The organism is Pseudomonas sp. Ma2-10 (assembly GCF_054330215.1).
The window spans coordinates 39,130-55,735 of the sequence record NZ_JBTEYL010000019.1; the positions used below are offsets into that span (position 1 = coordinate 39,130).

Below are 16,606 nucleotides of genomic sequence, written 5' to 3' on the forward strand. Positions count from 1 at the left end.
GGATTTTATTCCGGCAATTCGGCCAACCCATCCACATCCGTCATCGCCCGTTCCAGCAAGTCTGCCGGCAGGCTCTTGCTCGCGCGTGCGCCAAGCAACTTGAGCTGCTCGCTGCGGCTGACCAGATTACCCCGGCCTTCTGTCAGCTTATTGCGCGCAGAGCTGTAGGCTTTATCCAGTTGTTGTAAGCGATTGCCGACTTCATCCAGGTCCTGGATGAACAACACGAACTTGTCGTACAGCCACCCGGCCCGCTCGGCGATTTCACGGGCGTTCTGGCTCTGGCGTTCCTGCTTCCACAGGCTGTCGATGACGCGCAGGGTGGCCAGCAGAGTGGTCGGGCTGACGATCACGATGTTGCGGTCGAAGGCCTCTTGGAACAGCGTCGGCTCAGCCTGCAATGCGGCGGAAAACGCCGCTTCGATCGGCACGAAAAGCAGGACGAAATCCAGGCTGTGCAAGCCGTCGAGACGCTTGTAATCCTTGCCGGCCAGCCCCTTGACGTGAGTGCGCAAGGACAGCACGTGCTGCTTGATGGCGATCTGGCCGATGGCATCGTCTTCGGCCACGACGTATTGCTGATAGGCCGTGAGGCTGACCTTGGAGTCGACTACCACCTGCTTGTCGCCCGGCAGGTAAATGATCACATCCGGCTGGAAACGCTCACCGTCCGGCCCCTTGAGGTTGACCTGGGTCTGGTACTCGCGCCCCTTCTCCAGCCCCGCGTGTTCAAGCACCCGCTCAAGAATCAGCTCACCCCAGTTGCCTTGGGTTTTCTGGCCTTTCAAGGCGCGGGTCAGGTTGGTGGCTTCGTCGCTCAGGCGCAGGTTCAGCTGCTGCAGCCGCTCCAGTTCCTTGGCCAGGGAAAAACGTTCGCGGGCTTCAGCCTGATAGCTTTCCTCGACACGTTTTTCGAAGGACTGGATGCGTTCTTTCAACGGATCGAGCAACTGACCAAGGCGCTGCTGACTGGTTTCGGCAAAGCGCTGCTCGCGCTCGTCGAAAATCTTGCCCGCCAGCTCCGCGAACTGCGCTCGCAGCTCGTCTCGCGAGCCCTGGAGGTCGTTGAGGCGCTGCTGATGGCTTTCTTGCTGCTCGCGCAGCTCCGCGTTGAGCGAAGCGGCCTGGGCGTCCAGACGGCGCAACTCAGCCTCTTTGCCGGCGCGTTCCAGATTCCAGGCGTGAGCGGCGTCGCGTGCGTCGTCACGTTCGATCTGCATCAGTTCGACTTCGCGGCGTACTGCGGCCAGGTCTGCTTGTTTGGCGGCGTTGGCCTGGCCCAGATCACCTATTTCATCGCGACAGGCTTCGAGTTGGGCGCTCAATCCATCCTGAGCCAGATGAGCCGTGGCCAGCCGCTCTTCCAGCAGCGCAACCTCTGACTGCGTGGCGCTCGCTCGCCGCTGAAATTGCCAGGCCAGTACCAGTAACGGCAGCGCAGCACCCGCCAGACCGAGCAATGCGCTGGTCACGTCCATAGCCATAGCCACTCCTGCCAATGAAATAAAGCTTGAAGGTTAACCAAGGCGTCAGGTCTTGGACAGCTCAGTCTTCGATCAGCCCAAGTTCTTGCTGGGCGCGCCGATCCCCTGCCCGCGCGGCCGAACGCAGAAGGTCCTGACCGATACGGCGATCCCGGGCATTCCCGCATTCACGGCACATTAGCTGACCGAGGCGGCTTTGCGCGGCCACGACCCCTTCACGGGCTGGCTGCTTGAGCAAACGTCCGGCGAAGTGTTTGACGTTGGGGTTTTCGCCCAGACGCGGGCTGTCCAGCAGCCACTCGGCCACACGCATCGAAAAGCGCTTGGGCGGGGTAATACTGGGAGGTGTGGAGGTTGCGGAGACTGATACTGAGCGAAACTTCATAAAGCACTGTGGGGCAGATCGGAAGGCGCGCCACTCTACTCTTTTTTTCTTACAGGTAAAGCCTAAAAAAAACCCGGCACGCCCGTCCTAGAGCAAGCGCTCGGGACAATCCACAGAAGCTGTGGATAACTCAGTGGACAACCGCCTTTGAACGCTCGCAAAGCCCTATGGAATGGGGCTCGCAGTCAAACTGACGATTTTTTCACCAGTAAAAAAAAGCGATGTTTTTCATTGACTTAAATTTTGCTTACAGGCACCCACTGCGTGTGAAGGGAAGATGACAGCGACGTGACACCCTTCGCGACTTATGTGCAAAAGTACGTTCACGGCAGTTATAACGATCGGCTTTTTCGGCGCATTTTTTACCAGAACCGTGGCAAACCCATGGCCCAGGCTGGTTCTGGCCCGCTGAACCTTGACTACCAATGGTCGGAATTTTTGCCATTAGCGGGCACGTCTGCGGGTCACGGCTTTTTCCGAACGCCCATCCGGACGCTGAATGAGGCCCTTCAGAAAACTTTTTTGCTAACACACTTCCTTTCGGCAATTCAATCCGTTAGTATCCGCAGCGTTAGTACCAAGCTGAAAGTCAATTCTGGTCGAACAAATCCCCCCGGTCAGCCTTCCTCAAGGAAGCCTCAACCGACAAAGCGGGATCGACCACCTCGATGGTTTCCAGGTAAACCTTGCGACAACACAGCCTTTGAATCGAAAGCAAAGGGTGTTGCGAAGCTCACTTACTCTGACCGAACCAACCTGCAAATTGATCAGGATCTTCACCCAGGGCCCAGAACCTTTGCCCTTGATGTGTTGCCTGCCCTCCTAAGTACCTACCTGCCAGCCCAAGCGCGCCAATTTATCAGCGCTTCAAACTGGCTGCTTTGTTCCAGTCGGGTTCTTCGTTCGACCAATGGTGGTCGTCGTCACTGGAACGTTTTAATTTTGCACGGTTCTTATCCGTGTCGCTTGTAGGAACACCCAATGACTATGTCTACTCAAATCCACACCCAGGATGCAATTCGCACCCTAACCAATGCTTTTGCACCAATGAACTGCCTGATCATGGCTGCTCGCAAAGGCTGTTTCAGCTTCACTCTGGTCAACGAACACGGCATCGCTCGTCACAGCGAACGCCTGTACCCCGACCAGTACTCCAGCGCTGAGCCGCTGCAGGCCGTGATCGAGCGTACCCGTCAGGCACTGGTTGCCTGATACGCCAGAAAGACTGAAAACCTCAAAAGCCTCGCTCAAAAAGCGGGGCTTTTTATTGCCAGAAATTTCTGATTTCGTGGCTGCCGCCTAAGCACAAACCGATATAACGGTTATAACTCGCAGCCGGAAATATTTTAAAAACAGTCCTTTACGTCGCGAATATGACACTACACTTCAACTCAAGCGGCTTGATCCGCTTTCGGCGAGCCTGAGTCGATTCACCTGCTGCCAACGCTCCCTTCAGGTTTCGCCGTCCACTTCATGTTTCGAGGGCGTTATGGGTATCGCTGCCAGCGAACTGTGCCGTTATGTGATCCGTCCGACATTGATTTACCTCGGACGCCATAGCGCAACTGCCGAATCCCTGTTGCTGGGCATCGCCGCCAGCCAGTCAGCCCTTGGCACTGCACTGCATGACCGCCGTGGACACGGCCTGTACCGAATCGCCGAACCCCGCCACCAGGCACTTTGGGACCATTACCTTGCACTTGACCCGGAACGCGCAAGCCTGGTTCGCGGCCTGGCCAGCCAACATGCTTTCCTGAGTGGTCCGCACCTCGAATTAACCGTCAACCTGCGCTACGCCACCGCCATCGCCTGGTTGCTGGTAGAAGAACAGAACACCCCCCTCCCCGAAGCAGACGACCTACTGGGAATGGCCCGCATCTGGCGCCAGACCTTCCAGCCTCAAGGACGCCTGAGAGACTTCACCTGCGCTTGGCAAACCTGTGTTTCACCGCTGAATCAGGTCGCCTGTTGATCTGCTATTTCCACAAAATCGTGCAATTGCTGCGATTTTGGTCGGATTGTCCTACAAAACCGCTCTAAATCAAGCCATCCAGCCTATAGCGCCGGGACGAAAATGTTGGTAATTTCCGCTTCGGTGATCACCAGGAGTTCTAATAATGAAAAAAGTAATGCTCAAAACCACCTTTAGCCTCGCCGTTACCTTGGCATCCACCCAGATCTTCGCAAGTGGCTTTGCCATCAACGAACAAAGCATCAGCGGGATGGGTACAGGTTTTGCCGGGCGATCTTCAGCTGCCGACGACGCTAGCACCATTTTTGGCAACCCTGCCGGCATGTCGCGCCTCAAGCGCGAACAAGTCACCGGCGGCGCTGCATTCCTTGACGCACACACCGATATCAGTGACGCCAGTTCCCGTCCGAACGGTGGCTCCAACGACGGCGACATGGTTCCGTTCATTGCCGTGCCGATGGGCTACTACGTCAAGCCAATCGATGAGCACTGGGCATTTGGTATTGGCGTATACGCACCGTTCGGCCTGGTCACCGATTACGAAAACGGTTTTGCCGGCCGTTATTTCGGCAGCAAGAGCGAAGTAAAAATCGTGACCCTGCAGCCAACCGTCAGCTACGCCTTCAACGACAAGGTGTCGATCGGTTTCGGTCCGACCATCAACCGCATTGACGGCACCCTGGAATCGAATCTGTCGCTGAACCCGCGCGCAGCGGACGGCAAGGTCAAGATCAAGGGTGACGACACCGCGCTGGGTTACAACATCGGCATCCTGGTTCAAGCCACCGACAGCACGCGCGTCGGCCTGACCTACCACTCGAAAGTGAAGTACAAGCTCGAGGGTGACACCAAGGTCAACTACGGCGTGCTCGCGGCGCTGGGCCAGAACCCGAACCAGAAGTTCGACGCGTCGCTGGACATCACCACGCCTGAGTCGGTCGACTTCTCGGTTACGCACCAGCTGGACGACCAGTGGACCCTCTATGCAGGTAGCACCTGGACGCGCTGGAGCCGCCTGAAAGAGATCTCCGTCGAGAACGAAGGCGTGCCTGCAGCGCTGGCCGCACGCGGGCTCGGCACCATCACTGAAGAACAGAACTGGCATGACACCTGGGCTCACGCCATCGGCGCTTCGTACCAGTTGAACAAACAATGGGTCCTGCGTACCGGCCTGTCCGTTGACCAGGCACCGACCAATAACGAAAACCGTTCCCCACGCATCCCGACTGGCGATCGCAAGATTTTCAGTCTGGGCGCTGGCTGGAGCCCGACCGACGACCTGACCATCGACGTGGCGTACTCGTACCTGCGCGAAGAGTCGGTCAAGGTCAACAACAGCAACGGCCGTCAGACCTACAACGCCAAGTATCAAAACTGGGCAAACGGTTTCGGTGTTGGCGCGACCTACCGCTTCTGATGATTCACGGCGAGCTTGAACCACTCGCCGCCTGAATTGAAAAAGCCCCGCTCTCTTGTACAGAGGCGGGGCTTTTTAATGGACGTCGATCAGGGTTGCGAGGCCAGTGCTTTCTCCACCGCCTCGATGAACTCGGGGTCGTCAGGCTTGGTCAGGCTGGAGAAATTGGCGATCACCTTGCCCTTGCGATCGACCACGTACTTGTAGAAGTTCCACTTCGGTGCGGTGCTCTGCTTGGCGATGATCTTGAACAAGTGCGTCGCGTCATTACCGCGAACTTTCTGCGATTCAGTCATGGTGAACGTCACGCCATAGTTCACGTAGCAGACCTTGGCAGTCTCTTCGCCATCTTTGGACTCTTGCTTGAAGTCATTGGACGGAACACCGATCACCTCCAGCCCCTGATCCTTGTAACGCTGATTCAGCGCCTCAAGGCTTTTGAACTGCGGGGCGAAACCACAGAAGCTCGCGGTATTGACCACCACCAGCGGTTTGCCGGCGAAGCGCTGGCACAGGTCGATGGATTCCTTGGCCCGCAGCTTCGGCAAAGAGCCTTGCAAAAGGTCCGGGCATTCGGCTGCTTGAGCCAATCCACTCAACGCTACCAGTAACGCGGGAACTGCGAGCCAACGCATCAGCATGTCGGTGCATCCTTAGAAATCGTCAAAACCAACGTTACTCGCCCTCACATCCTGCTAGCAAGCACCCATGCCCAATTCCATCAACGCCAGCCCGCCCTGATGCCAGCCCCACCACGACAGGGCCAGCAGCAAGGCGCAGACAGCGACGACAGCGATCCGCGGCCAGAGACTGTTCATATCGCACTCATCTGTGTTTGCAGGCGCGCCACCGGCTGCTCACGCACCGGCCAGTTCAGGGCAGCGGCCATCACGCTCAGAAGAATCGCTACCTGCCAGATCAAGTCATAGCTCCCGGTTCGGTCATACACCACCCCGCCCAACCAGCCGCCGAGGAACGCTCCGAGCTGGTGAAACAGGAAAACAATCCCACCGAGCATGGACAGATTTCGCACGCCGAACAAGGTCGCGACGGTACCGTTGGTCAAGGGCACCGTCGACAGCCACAGGAAGCCCATCGCCATACCAAACAGGTACGCGGTGGTGGTCGTGACGGGCGCCCACAGGAACAACCCGATCACCACGGCCCGCAGCAGATACAGGCCAGTGAGCAAGCGCGGCTTGGACATCCGCCCGCCGAGCCAGCCCGCCGTGTAGGTACCGAAGATATTGAACAGCCCGATCAACGCCAGCACCGTCGTGCCGACGTTCGCCGGGAGGTGCTGATCTACCAGATAAGCCGGCAAATGCACGCCGATGAACACCACCTGGAAACCGCAGACAAAAAAGCCGAACGCCAGCAGCCAGAATCCTGAATGGGAACAGGCCTCGTGCAGGGCTTCGGAGAGTGTTTGCTCATGGCCGAACACCGGTAGCGGTTTGTCCTTGAGCATGCTCACCAGCGGCACGATCAGCGCCACCAGCAGACCCAACACCAACAATGCCGCTGACCAACCCAGCCAACCAATCAACCCCAGCGTGCCGGGCAACATGGCGAACTGGCCGAAAGAACCGGCAGCACTGGCAATGCCCATGCCCATGCTGCGTTGCTCCGGCGGCACGGCGCGGCCGACCACGCCGAGGATCACCGAGAAGGAGGTGCCGGACAGACCGATGCCGATCAACAGGCCGGCACTCAGGGACAAGGTCACGGCGGAATCCGACAGGCCCATGAACACCAGACCCACGGCATAAAGGACACCGCCGACCAGCACCACTTTCGCGGCGCCAAAGCGGTCGGCCAGCGCGCCGGTGAATGGCTGCGCCAAGCCCCAGATCAGGTTCTGCAGGGCAATGGCGAAGGCAAATGTCTCACGCCCCCAGCCGAACTCGGTACTCATCGGTGCCAGAAACAGCCCGAAGCCGTGTCTTATGCCCAAGGACAACGCGAGAATCAGCGCACTCCCCAACAAAATCCAACCGCTGGTACGCCACATCGATGTCATTCTTATTCTCCGGTAGCGGGTATATACCCGCTTAAGATCGGAAAAACCGGCGTCATGCCAGTTCGTCCAGCAGTCGCAGCAAGGTTTCGCGTTTCTCGGCACCCAGACGGTCGATCAACCGCTGTTGTGCCGCTTCCCAGGCTGGCAAGGCCGCTGTCAGGCGTTCAACACCGGCCTCGGTGAGCATGACGATGCGATTGCGCATGTCTTCGCCCTCGACCAACATCAGCAGGCCTTCGCCTTCCAGCACCCGCAGATTGCGCCCCAAGGTACTGCGATCCAGCCCCATGGCCTCGGCCAAAGTGGAAATACTCGGTTTATCCAGACGCTGCAGATTACACAGCAGAGAATACTGGGCGACATTGATCCCGAAGCCGTCGAGAGCGCCGTCGTAATGCCTGCTGACGCCACGGGCGGCACGACGCAGGTTGATGCATAAACATTGGGAGTCGAGCATGGTGCGTGTATATACCCGTGGTTGTGTTAAATCAAGTTACATCTGTGGAAAGCTCAGCAGATCGCCAATCCCACCAGCACCGCGACCTCAAGGATTTCCAGCAACGCCCCCGCCGTATCGCCCGTCGTGCCGCCCAATCGGCGCAGCATCACGTGCCGCAGCCAGGCAAACACCAGTGCCGCCAGCACGATGGCCAACACGCCGCCCAGGCCGGCAATCAAAACACAGGCCAACGCACTGACCGCCAACACCTGCTTTCCCGCCTGACGTGGCAGATGATCGGCCAGCGCTTGCCCCAAGCCACCGGCACGCACATAAGGCGTGGTCAGGAACACGCCCAGCAGCGCGCTGCGCCCGATCAACGGAACAATAATCAGGACAACCGCGTGTTGCTGCTCGATCAATGCCAGTAATGCGGCGAATTTGAGCAGCAACACCAGCACCAGCGTCACGACCGCCATCGGCCCGCTGCGCGGGTCCTTCATGATCGTCAACGTGCGCTCGCGATCACCGAACCCTCCGAGCCACGCATCGGCGCTGTCGGCCAGGCCGTCCAGGTGCAATGCACCGCTGAGCATGACCCAAACCGTCAGCAACAGCGCGGCGTGAAGCAACAATGGCGTGCCAAGCAACAGCCAGTTGAACGCCCACAAAATCGCGCCAAACAGCAGGCCGACCAGCGGATAAAACAGCAGCGACCGCCCCAACGCCTGTGGCGTGGGCATGCCCGACAGACGAATCGGCAGACTGCTCAAAAATTGCAGGGCAATCCAGAACGGCAACATGGTCAGAGCGCTTCCCTTAACAACAGGCCGGATTCCACCGTCAGCGAAAACAACGCGCCATGCCCGACCTCGACGTTGAGCAACTGCTCACGAGGCAATCCCCGCGCCTGAGCCAGCAACAAGCGCATGACCCCGCCGTGGCTGATCAGCAACACCCGCTCGCCTGCGCAGGTAGCCTGCAAGCGCTCGACGGCCGCCAACACCCGCGACGAAAAATCCACCACCGGCTCACCCTGTGGCGGCGTAAACGAGTAAGGGTCGGCCCAGAACAATCCCAGCGCCTCGGCATCGGTGTCCATCAGCGCAGCGGCGCTCTGCCCTTCCCAGGCGCCAAAGTGCAGCTCTTGCAGGTCTTTATCCAACTGCACTGGCAAACCCAGTTGTGCGCCAAGCGCTTCGGCGAACCGCGCACACCGCTGCAGTGGCGAACTGATCAAACGATCCCAAGGCCCCCGCTCGACCACCGCCGCGCGCATCTGCGCCCAGCCCTTGTCAGTCAGCGCGTCGTCGAGACTGCCGCGCAAACCGCCGCCGAGCTCGGTTTCACCGTGGCGCAACAGGTCCAGGTGCAAGGTCATGCCGGACGGTCCGCCACGGCGGCCTCGGCGAAAGTCGCCATCTGCCCGTGCAGGTCGCACGCCAGACGCAGCAACGGCACGGCCAACGCCGCGCCACTGCCCTCACCCAGACGCAGGCCGAGGTCCAGCAGCGGTTCGGCGTTCAGGGTTTCCAATACATGACGATGACCGGGCTCGGCGCCGCGATGACCGAACAACAGCCACTGACGGCATTCAGGATTCAAGCGCACCGCGACCAATGCCGCGACGCTGCAAATAAAACCGTCCACCAGCACCGCGACGCCTTCCTGGGCACACGCCAGATACGCGCCGACCAGCGCCGCGACTTCGAAACCGCCGAGGTTGAACAGGGTTTGCAGTACATCGCCACGTTGAGCACTGTGCAACGCCACTGCGCGCTCGATGACCTGAGCTTTATGGCTGACACCCGCCGCGTCCAAACCCGTGCCCGGCCCAGCCAGGTGCACCACCGGGCAATCGAGCAAGGCACAGGCCAGCGCGCTGGCCGCCGTGGTGTTGCCGATGCCCATCTCGCCACCGATAAACAACTGCGCACCCGCCGCGATGGCGCGCTGCACGCTGTCGCGGCCGGCCTGCAAAGCGAGTTCACCTTGAGCCGGCGTCATCGCCGAACCTTCGACGAAATTCGCCGTGCCCGGGCCGATGTTCATGTGGCGCACACCCGGTAAATTCAACGACGGCGTCACCGTGCCGAGGTCGACGACTTCCAGGCAGGCCCCGAGTTGCCGCGCCAGCACGCTGATCGCCGCCCCGCCGCTGACGAAGTTATGCAGCATCTGCCCGGTGACTTCCTGGGGAAATGCCGACACCCCCTCCGCGACCACGCCATGGTCACCGGCAAAAATCGCGATCCACAGCTGATCCAGTCTCGGCTTGACCTGCCCCTGCAGCCCGGCCAATTGCACGGCCACCGACTCAAGCCGACCGAGGGAGCCGGCCGGTTTGGTCAGTTGCTGTTGACGGGCCTGCGCCTGCGCGACCGCTTGGGTATCGATCGGCTTGCAGGGGGTCAGCCACCAGGATTGAGTCATAACGCAGTTCCTTTCAAAGTCAGGGGCAGGCCGGCGACGGTCAGGACGACGCGTTGACAGCGCTCGGCCAACGCTTGATGCAGCCAACCGGCTTCATCGACATAGCGGCGAGTCAATTCGCCCAGCGGCACGACACCCATTCCGGTCTCGTTGCTGACAAAAATGACCTCACCCGGCAACGACGCCAGGCAGTCCAGCAGCGCATCACGTTCGACCGACAGCCGCTCGGCGTCGTCGAGCATCAGCAGGTTGGTCAGCCACAGGGTCAGGCAATCCACCAGCAGGCAACGTTCGGCGCTGGCGGTTTCGTGCAGGATGCGCGCGAGTTGCAGAGGTTCTTCGATCAACGCCCACTCGGCGGGACGACGGGCTCGGTGATGGGCCACCCGCTCGTTCATTTCACCGTCGAGGGGTTGGCTGGTGGCGATGTAAGTCACTGCCAGAGCGCTGTCGGAGGCGAGCTTTTCGGCCAGGCGGCTTTTGCCGGAACGGGCACCGCCGAGGATCAGTTGCAGCATGGTGATAAACCTTCTTCAAAACCCACAGAGATCTCGCAACAACCCGGTATCCAGATGCGTCTCCACCAGATCCGCCAGCCGCTCGATATCGCGCTCACGCAACGCGTGATAATCCACGTCCTGCACCGCCTGCAAACCTGCCCAGCGCAACAGCGCACTGCACGCCGCCGGCGATTCAAACAGCCCATGCAGATAGGTGCCGAATACCTGCCCGTCCACACTTTGCGCACCGTCGCAGCGACCGTCGTCCAGCTGCACCGCGGCGTTTTCCAACGCCGGGCCAGTGGTGACGCCAGCATGAATTTCGTAGCCGCTGACCGGCGCATCTTCGAGCGCCAGACGCCCGCGCACATTGCGCAATTGCTTCTCTTCTTCGAGCTGGGTTTGGAGCGCCAACACGCCCAGACCGGCGCTGGACCCCGGCGCGCCTTCGAGGCCCAGCGGGTCGTGTACCTGCTCGCCGAGCATTTGCAGACCGCCGCAGATACCCAGCACTTTGCCGCCATAACGCAGGTGACGACTGATCGCGGTATCCCAGCCGCTGGCCCGCAAATACGCGAGGTCGCTGCGCACGCTTTTCGAACCGGGGAGAATGATCAGGTCGGCCGGTGGAATCGCCTGGCCGGGGCCGATGAATTGCAGATCCACCTGCGGATGCAAGCGCAGGGGATCGAAATCGGTGTGGTTGCTGATGCGCGGCAGCACCGGCACCAGCACTTTCAGCACCTGGTCAACCTTGTCGGTCTGACGCTGATCGATGCCATCCTCGGCTTCCAGGTGCAGGTCCATCACGTAAGGCAGAACGCCGATCACCGGTTTGCCGGTGCGCGCTTCCAGCCAGTCAAGGCCCGGTTGCAGCAAAGCGATATCGCCGCGAAACCGGTTGATGATGAAGCCTTTGACCCGCGCTTGCTCGCTGGGCGACAGCAGTTCCAGCGTGCCCACCAGATGCGCGAAAACCCCACCGCGATTGATGTCGGCGATCAGCACCACCGGACAGTCCACGGCCTCGGCAAAGCCCATGTTGGCGATGTCACCGGCACGCAGATTGATCTCGGCCGGCGAGCCCGCGCCTTCGACCATGACCACCGGGTACGCCGCGCTCAGTCGCTTATGGGAGGCCAGCACCGCTTGCATGGCGATGGCTTTGTAGTCGTGATACGCGACGGCGTTCATCGAGGTGACCGCGCGCCCATGAATGATCACCTGGGCGCCGGTATCGCTGTTGGGCTTGAGCAACACAGGATTCATGTCGGTGTGCGGCTCAAGGTTGGCGGCCTGAGCCTGCACCGCTTGCGCACGACCGATCTCCCCACCGTCGGCGGTCACGGCACTGTTGAGCGCCATGTTCTGCGGCTTGAACGGCACGACGCTGACGCCCTGACGCGTGAGCCAGCGGCACAACGCCGTCACCAGCGTGCTTTTACCGGCGTCGGAGGTGGTGCCCTGCACCATCAACGTAGTCATTGGGTGTCCTTGGCGTAGGCTTCGAACGCTTGCGTGAGACGTGTCCAGTCGGTTTCATCGGCAGGCAAGCCGAAACGCAGGCTGCTGTTGTGCGTGAACAAGCGCAACAAAATGCCGCGTCGAGCCATGAACTCATGCAGGGCTTCGGCGCCGTCGGTGATCAGCCATTGAAACAAAGCGCAGCCACCCTGGGGTTTGAAGCCGTGCTGTTCAAGCAGCAGCGTCAAACGCTCGCTGGCTTCTTCAGCACGAACCCGTTGCCGCACATGCCCTTCGGCATCCAGCAGACAAGCCTGACCCAGCACCCGCGTCGGCCCGCTGACCGCCCACGGGCCCACTTGCTCGGCCAGCAACTTGAGCAACTTGCGCTCGGCCAGCACGAAACCCAGTCGCACACCGGCCAGGCCGAAGAACTTGCCGAAGGAACGCAACACGATCAACCCGACCTGATTGGCAAAGGGTGCCAGGCTCAGTTGGGGCGTGTTGTCCATGAACGCCTCGTCCACCACCAGCCAGCCACCGCGCTGCGCCAGCCGCGAGTGCCAGTCGAGCAGCCGACTCGGTGTCAGGCTCAGGCCGGTAGGATTGTTCGGATTGACCACCACCAGCACGTCCAGGCTGTCGAGAAAGAAGTCGACTTCCTGCTCCAGCACTTCACGCACGATGCAGCCAGTACGGCGCCACGCTTCGGCGTGTTCGGCGTAACACGGCGAGAGCACGCCGACCTTGCCGGCCCGGCGCAAACGCGGCAGTAACTGGATCGCCATTTGTGAGCCGGCCACTGGCAGCACCTGAGCGGCACCGTAATAATCACAGGCCGCCTGTTCCAGACCGTCATCGGTTTCCGGCAACCGCGCCCAGGCCCGCAACGGAATCTCCGGGACTGGAAACGGCCAGGGCGCGAGGCCGCTGGACAGGTCGAGCCAATCGGCTTGGGCGATACCGTAATCAAGCGCCGCCTTGCGTAACCGACCACCGTGTTCAAGCATAAAATTCAGCCCCCACGCAGAGGATCAGCAACCATAACCATACCCCGCGCTGGACCAATTGCCAGCCGCAGTCGATGGAGTCGGCATCCGCCGGCACGCCTTCGCCCAGTGGCGGACGCTGATGCAGTTCACCGTGATAAATCGCCGGCCCGCCCAACTCCACACCGAGCGCACCGGCACCGGCCGCCATCACTGGTCCGGCATTCGGGCTGTCCCAGGTCGGACCCTGGGTACGCCAGCATCTCAGCGCACGTCGGGTTTTGCCCAGCAGCGCGTAGGTCAATGCCACCAGGCGCGCAGGAATGTAGTTGAGGACATCGTCGATCTTTGCCGCCGCCCAACCGAAACGTTCGAAGCGCTCGTTGCGATAGCCCCACATCGCATCCAGCGTGTTACTCAAACGGTAGAGCACCACGCCAGGCGCGCCGGCCACCGCAAACCAGAACAGCGCCGCGAATACCGCGTCGCTGCCGTTCTCCAATACAGATTCGGTGGCGGCGCGGGCAACTTCGGTTTTATCCAGTTCGTGGGTCTGGCGGCTGACCAGATAACTGACCCGTTTGCGCGCCTCGTCCAGATCATCGCTGCGCAGCGCCTTGGCCACCGGCTCGACGTGTTCACCCAGGCTGCGCATGCCGAGGGCACAATAGAGCACGAGAATCTCGACGATCCAGCCGACATAGGGCGCCCAGGAAAACGCCGTAGCCAGAAGGGTCAGCGGCAACACCGCGATCACCCAGGCCGTGACGCCATGACTGCGCCACCCACGGCCACCGCCACCGTTGAAACGTTGCTCGATGCGGTCGGCAAAACGGCCGAACGCCACCAGCGGATGCCAGCGTTTGGGTTCACCCAGCAGCGCGTCCAGCGCAACCGCGGCGACACTCAACAACGCCACACTCATTGACTCACTCCCCAATAATTTTCATACAGCAGCTCACTCAGCGGTCGTGCCTGCGCCCAGCCTTCGAGTACCAGCATCGGCGCCGGATAGAATTGCTTGACCGGCCCCAGGCAAAGAACGGCCAAGGGCTTGGCGCCGGCGGGCAAACCCAGCAGGTCCGCCAGCGCTTGCGGCTCGAACAGCGAGACCCAGCCCATGCCCAACCCTTCAGCGCGGGAGGCCAGCCAGAGGTTCTGGATCGCGCAGGACAAGGACGCCATGTCCATTTCCGGCATCGTGCGACGGCCGAAGATGTGACGCTCGCGATCGTCCATCAGTGCCGCGACCAGCACCTCGGCGCAGTCGTTGATGCCTTCGACTTTGAGCTTCATGAAGTCGTCGGTGCGCTCGCCAAGCGCTTCGGCGGTGCGCAGGCGTTCTTCTTCCACCAACAACTGGATCTTGCCGCGCAGGGTTCGATCGCTGATGCGGATGAACCGCCAGGGCTGCATCAGGCCGACACTCGGTGCCTGATGCGCGGCTTCGAGCAGGCGCCGCAGTAACTCGGGCTCGACCGTGCCACCGCTGAAATGACGCATGTCGCGGCGTTCACCGATGGCTCGGTAGACCGCCGCGCGCTCCGCTTCGCTGAACGCAAGATCATCTGGGTTCATGGCTTGAACAACGCCGCCACCGCCTGGGGGTTGGAAGGGAAATAAAAGTGCACGTAGGACGCGGTCATCCGCCCTTCGCGATAAACCGCTTCTGCGCCTCGCCCACCGTTAGGGCTCAGGCCACGAGCGATGGGCTCAAGCTCGGTGCTGGTCAGCGAGTGGTGATAGGTGTGCCCGCGCAGCGAACCTTCCGGCAATTCGACCGCCTGCAACGCCAAGGCAGCCAGACGCTTTTGCATCACCGCATCACCCGCCAGCAAGCCGACCAGTTCAGCGCGAGTGCCCTCGACGTCGGTCAACGAATCAAGCAAATACAGCATGCCGCCGCACTCCGCCAACAACGGTTTGCCGGCCGCATGGTGAGCGCCGATTGCAGTCAGCATGGTGGTGTTCTGTGACAGCGCCACATGGTGCAATTCGGGATAACCGCCCGGCAGGTAAAGGCTATCTGCCGGCGGCAATTGCGTGTCGTGGATCGGCGAGAAAAACAGCAACTCGGCGCCCATGGCCCGCAGCAAATCCAGGCTTGCGCCGTAGGTGAAGGCAAACGCTTCGTCACGCGCCACGGCAATTCGAACGCCGGCCAACAGAGGCTCGACAGCGATCACATCAGGCGCGGCGAAGGCCACCGCCGGTGGCAGCGCGACCTCGCAACTGCTGGCCAGTGCGTCAGCCGCCGCATCAAGGCGCAGGTCGAGATCGTTCAACTCACTGGCCTGAACCAAGCCGAGGTGTCGACTCGGCAATTCGATTCCGGTTTCCCGGGACAAGGCGCCATACCAGCGCAAGCCTTCCGTCAGGCTGCCTTCGAGCAATTGCGCGTGCCGCAACGTGCCAACACGATTGGCCAACACGCCCGCAAACGGCAAGTCCGGCTGATAGCGCGCCAGCCCCAGGGCCAGTGCGCCAAAAGTCTGGGCCATGGCGGTGCCGTCGATCACACCGAGCACCGGCACACCAAAGTGCCGCGCCAGATCAGCGCTGGACGGCGTACCGTCAAACAGTCCCATGACGCCTTCGATGAGAATCAGATCGGCTTCGCCGGCAGCCTCCCACAACAATCGACGACTTTCCTGCTCGCCGACCATCCACATGTCCAGTTGATATACCGGCGCACCGCTGGCGCGCTCGAGAATCATCGGGTCAAGAAAGTCCGGGCCACATTTGAACACGCGCACCTTGCGCCCTTGATTGCGATGCAAGCGGGCCAGCGCGGCGGTGACGGTGGTCTTGCCCTGACCGGAAGCCGGCGCGGCAATCAATACCGCCGGGCAATGACGTGGTTGACTCACAATTCGACGCCTTTTTGCGCTTTGATCCCGGCCTGGAACGCGTGCTTGATCACGCCCATTTCGGTGACGGTGTCAGCCAGTTCGATCATCTGCGGCTTGGCGCCGCGACCGGTGACCACCACGTGCTGCATCGGCGGACGGGCCTGCAAGTCGCTGAGCACTTGATCGAGATCCAGATAACCGTGCTTGAGCGCAATGTTCAATTCATCCAGCACCACCAGGCCGATCGACGGATCACGCAGCAATTCGCGAGACACCGCCCACGCGGCTTCAGCGGCGGCGATGTCACGCTGGCGATCCTGGGTTTCCCAGGTGAAGCCCTCGCCCATCACATGAAAACGCACCTGTTCGGCAAAGCGCCGGAAGAACAGTTCTTCGCCGGTGCTGCTGCGCCCCTTGATGAATTGCACCACACCACACTGCATGCCGTGGCCCATAGACCGGGCGAGCATGCCGAAGGCCGAGCTGCTTTTGCCTTTGCCGTTGCCGGTCAGCACCAGCAGCAGGCCACATTCATTTGGGGAATTGGCGATGCGTTCGTCGATCACGGCTTTTTTGCGCAGCATGCGCGCCAGATGACGTTCGTCACGATCGGGGGTATCAGTCATGGGGGAGCTCTCCGTTGAGGCT

The 16,606-nt window shown here is 60.9% G+C and carries 19 protein-coding genes; 3 read left to right on the forward strand and 16 right to left on the reverse strand.

All coding sequences use genetic code 11. The features are described 5' to 3' along the window. Positions 1–5: 5 nt before the first annotated feature. A complete protein-coding gene (gene rmuC, locus ACXPVS_RS20160) occupies positions 6–1,370 on the reverse strand; it encodes a DNA recombination protein RmuC (protein ID WP_458511554.1) in 1,365 nt (454 codons plus the stop codon). Between the two features lie 175 nt (positions 1,371–1,545). Next, complete coding sequence (locus tag ACXPVS_RS20165; RefSeq protein ID WP_082555869.1) at positions 1,546–1,869, reverse strand: SEL1-like repeat protein; 324 nt, start codon at positions 1,867–1,869, stop codon at positions 1,546–1,548. Positions 1,870–2,856: 987 nt separating this feature from the next. Between ACXPVS_RS20165 and ACXPVS_RS20170 the strand changes: the two genes are divergently transcribed. The 3 genes from ACXPVS_RS20170 (at position 2,857) to ACXPVS_RS20180 (ending at position 5,258) form a co-directional block, all read left to right on the forward strand. Continuing rightward, a complete protein-coding gene (locus tag ACXPVS_RS20170; RefSeq protein ID WP_007898912.1) occupies positions 2,857–3,081 on the forward strand; it encodes a hypothetical protein in 225 nt (74 codons plus the stop codon). A gap of 277 nt (positions 3,082–3,358) precedes the next feature. Continuing rightward, a complete protein-coding gene (locus ACXPVS_RS20175; RefSeq protein ID WP_149629091.1) occupies positions 3,359–3,841 on the forward strand; it encodes a hypothetical protein in 483 nt (160 codons plus the stop codon). Between the two features lie 145 nt (positions 3,842–3,986). Then, on the forward strand, positions 3,987–5,258 hold the full coding sequence (locus ACXPVS_RS20180) for an OmpP1/FadL family transporter (RefSeq protein ID WP_458511499.1): 1,272 nt from the start codon (positions 3,987–3,989) through the stop codon (positions 5,256–5,258). Positions 5,259–5,347: 89 nt separating this feature from the next. On the opposite strand, the gene ACXPVS_RS20185 is transcribed toward ACXPVS_RS20180, so the two are convergent. The 14 genes from ACXPVS_RS20185 to cobO all read right to left on the reverse strand — a co-directional run bounded on the left by ACXPVS_RS20185 (position 5,348) and on the right by cobO (position 16,584). Beyond that, positions 5,348–5,899 (reverse strand): glutathione peroxidase, encoded by a 552-nt coding sequence (locus ACXPVS_RS20185; RefSeq protein WP_458511500.1) that lies wholly within the window; start codon positions 5,897–5,899, stop codon positions 5,348–5,350. A 54-nt stretch (positions 5,900–5,953) separates the two neighbouring features. Continuing rightward, entirely contained in the window at positions 5,954–6,076 is a 123-nt protein-coding gene (locus ACXPVS_RS20190) for a hypothetical protein (RefSeq protein WP_458511501.1), read from the reverse strand. Beyond that, the gene (locus ACXPVS_RS20195) at positions 6,073–7,272 is read right to left on the reverse strand and encodes an MFS transporter (RefSeq protein ID WP_458511555.1); all 1,200 of its coding nucleotides are present in this window, start codon (positions 7,270–7,272) and stop codon (positions 6,073–6,075) included. Before ACXPVS_RS20195 ends, ACXPVS_RS20190 begins: the two co-directional genes overlap by 4 nt. 61 nt (positions 7,273–7,333) lie before the next feature. Beyond that, a complete protein-coding gene (locus ACXPVS_RS20200) occupies positions 7,334–7,738 on the reverse strand; it encodes a MarR family winged helix-turn-helix transcriptional regulator (protein ID WP_458511502.1) in 405 nt (134 codons plus the stop codon). A 53-nt stretch (positions 7,739–7,791) separates the two neighbouring features. After that, positions 7,792–8,523 (reverse strand): adenosylcobinamide-GDP ribazoletransferase, encoded by a 732-nt coding sequence (locus ACXPVS_RS20205; RefSeq protein ID WP_458511503.1) that lies wholly within the window; start codon positions 8,521–8,523, stop codon positions 7,792–7,794. Positions 8,524–8,525: 2 nt separating this feature from the next. After that, complete coding sequence (cobC, locus tag ACXPVS_RS20210) at positions 8,526–9,101, reverse strand: alpha-ribazole phosphatase family protein (RefSeq protein WP_458511504.1); 576 nt, start codon at positions 9,099–9,101, stop codon at positions 8,526–8,528. Continuing rightward, positions 9,098–10,153 (reverse strand): nicotinate-nucleotide--dimethylbenzimidazole phosphoribosyltransferase, encoded by a 1,056-nt coding sequence (gene cobT / locus ACXPVS_RS20215; RefSeq protein ID WP_458511505.1) that lies wholly within the window; start codon positions 10,151–10,153, stop codon positions 9,098–9,100. Before cobT ends, cobC begins: the two co-directional genes overlap by 4 nt. Then, entirely contained in the window at positions 10,150–10,671 is a 522-nt protein-coding gene (cobU, locus tag ACXPVS_RS20220; RefSeq protein WP_458511506.1) for a bifunctional adenosylcobinamide kinase/adenosylcobinamide-phosphate guanylyltransferase, read from the reverse strand. The genes cobT and cobU overlap by 4 nt, the downstream gene beginning before the upstream one ends. Positions 10,672–10,686: 15 nt before the next feature. Continuing rightward, a complete protein-coding gene (locus ACXPVS_RS20225) occupies positions 10,687–12,138 on the reverse strand; it encodes a cobyric acid synthase (protein WP_458511507.1) in 1,452 nt (483 codons plus the stop codon). Beyond that, positions 12,135–13,127, reverse strand: coding sequence for a threonine-phosphate decarboxylase CobD (gene cobD / locus ACXPVS_RS20230; protein WP_458511508.1), 993 nt, complete (start codon positions 13,125–13,127; stop codon positions 12,135–12,137). Before cobD ends, ACXPVS_RS20225 begins: the two co-directional genes overlap by 4 nt. Beyond that, positions 13,120–14,031 (reverse strand): adenosylcobinamide-phosphate synthase CbiB, encoded by a 912-nt coding sequence (cbiB, locus tag ACXPVS_RS20235; RefSeq protein WP_458511509.1) that lies wholly within the window; start codon positions 14,029–14,031, stop codon positions 13,120–13,122. Before cbiB ends, cobD begins: the two co-directional genes overlap by 8 nt. Then, positions 14,028–14,684 (reverse strand): 5,6-dimethylbenzimidazole synthase, encoded by a 657-nt coding sequence (bluB, locus tag ACXPVS_RS20240; RefSeq protein WP_458511510.1) that lies wholly within the window; start codon positions 14,682–14,684, stop codon positions 14,028–14,030. The genes cbiB and bluB overlap by 4 nt, the downstream gene beginning before the upstream one ends. After that, positions 14,681–15,976, reverse strand: a complete 1,296-nt coding sequence (locus tag ACXPVS_RS20245; protein ID WP_458511511.1) for a cobyrinate a,c-diamide synthase — start codon at positions 15,974–15,976, stop codon at positions 14,681–14,683. Before ACXPVS_RS20245 ends, bluB begins: the two co-directional genes overlap by 4 nt. Next, positions 15,973–16,584: a cob(I)yrinic acid a,c-diamide adenosyltransferase gene (cobO, locus tag ACXPVS_RS20250; protein WP_458511512.1), complete on the reverse strand. Its 612-nt coding sequence runs from the start codon at positions 16,582–16,584 to the stop codon at positions 15,973–15,975. Before cobO ends, ACXPVS_RS20245 begins: the two co-directional genes overlap by 4 nt. Between the last annotated feature and the right edge of the window lie 22 nt (positions 16,585–16,606).

Excerpts from the sequence above, each read along its gene's own strand:
- ACXPVS_RS20185 (WP_458511500.1), bottom strand. The coding sequence starts at position 5,899 with ATGCTGATGCGTTGGCTCGCAGTTCCCGCGTTACTGGTAGCGTTGAGT.
- cobD (WP_458511508.1), bottom strand. The coding sequence starts at position 13,127 with ATGCTTGAACACGGTGGTCGGTTACGCAAGGCGGCGCTTGATTACGGT.
- cobT (WP_458511505.1), bottom strand. The coding sequence starts at position 10,153 with ATGACTCAATCCTGGTGGCTGACCCCCTGCAAGCCGATCGATACCCAA.
- ACXPVS_RS20180 (WP_458511499.1), top strand. The coding sequence starts at position 3,987 with ATGAAAAAAGTAATGCTCAAAACCACCTTTAGCCTCGCCGTTACCTTG.
- cbiB (WP_458511509.1), bottom strand. The coding sequence starts at position 14,031 with ATGAGTGTGGCGTTGTTGAGTGTCGCCGCGGTTGCGCTGGACGCGCTG.
- ACXPVS_RS20170 (WP_007898912.1), top strand. The coding sequence starts at position 2,857 with ATGTCTACTCAAATCCACACCCAGGATGCAATTCGCACCCTAACCAAT.
- ACXPVS_RS20200 (WP_458511502.1), bottom strand. The coding sequence starts at position 7,738 with ATGCTCGACTCCCAATGTTTATGCATCAACCTGCGTCGTGCCGCCCGT.
- ACXPVS_RS20195 (WP_458511555.1), bottom strand. The coding sequence starts at position 7,272 with ATGTGGCGTACCAGCGGTTGGATTTTGTTGGGGAGTGCGCTGATTCTC.
- ACXPVS_RS20175 (WP_149629091.1), top strand. The coding sequence starts at position 3,359 with ATGGGTATCGCTGCCAGCGAACTGTGCCGTTATGTGATCCGTCCGACA.
- ACXPVS_RS20225 (WP_458511507.1), bottom strand. The coding sequence starts at position 12,138 with ATGACTACGTTGATGGTGCAGGGCACCACCTCCGACGCCGGTAAAAGC.
- cobO (WP_458511512.1), bottom strand. The coding sequence starts at position 16,584 with ATGACTGATACCCCCGATCGTGACGAACGTCATCTGGCGCGCATGCTG.
- cobU (WP_458511506.1), bottom strand. The coding sequence starts at position 10,671 with ATGCTGCAACTGATCCTCGGCGGTGCCCGTTCCGGCAAAAGCCGCCTG.
- ACXPVS_RS20165 (WP_082555869.1), bottom strand. The coding sequence starts at position 1,869 with ATGAAGTTTCGCTCAGTATCAGTCTCCGCAACCTCCACACCTCCCAGT.
- cobC (WP_458511504.1), bottom strand. The coding sequence starts at position 9,101 with ATGACCTTGCACCTGGACCTGTTGCGCCACGGTGAAACCGAGCTCGGC.
- ACXPVS_RS20190 (WP_458511501.1), bottom strand. The coding sequence starts at position 6,076 with ATGAACAGTCTCTGGCCGCGGATCGCTGTCGTCGCTGTCTGCGCCTTG.
- ACXPVS_RS20205 (WP_458511503.1), bottom strand. The coding sequence starts at position 8,523 with ATGTTGCCGTTCTGGATTGCCCTGCAATTTTTGAGCAGTCTGCCGATT.
- bluB (WP_458511510.1), bottom strand. The coding sequence starts at position 14,684 with ATGAACCCAGATGATCTTGCGTTCAGCGAAGCGGAGCGCGCGGCGGTC.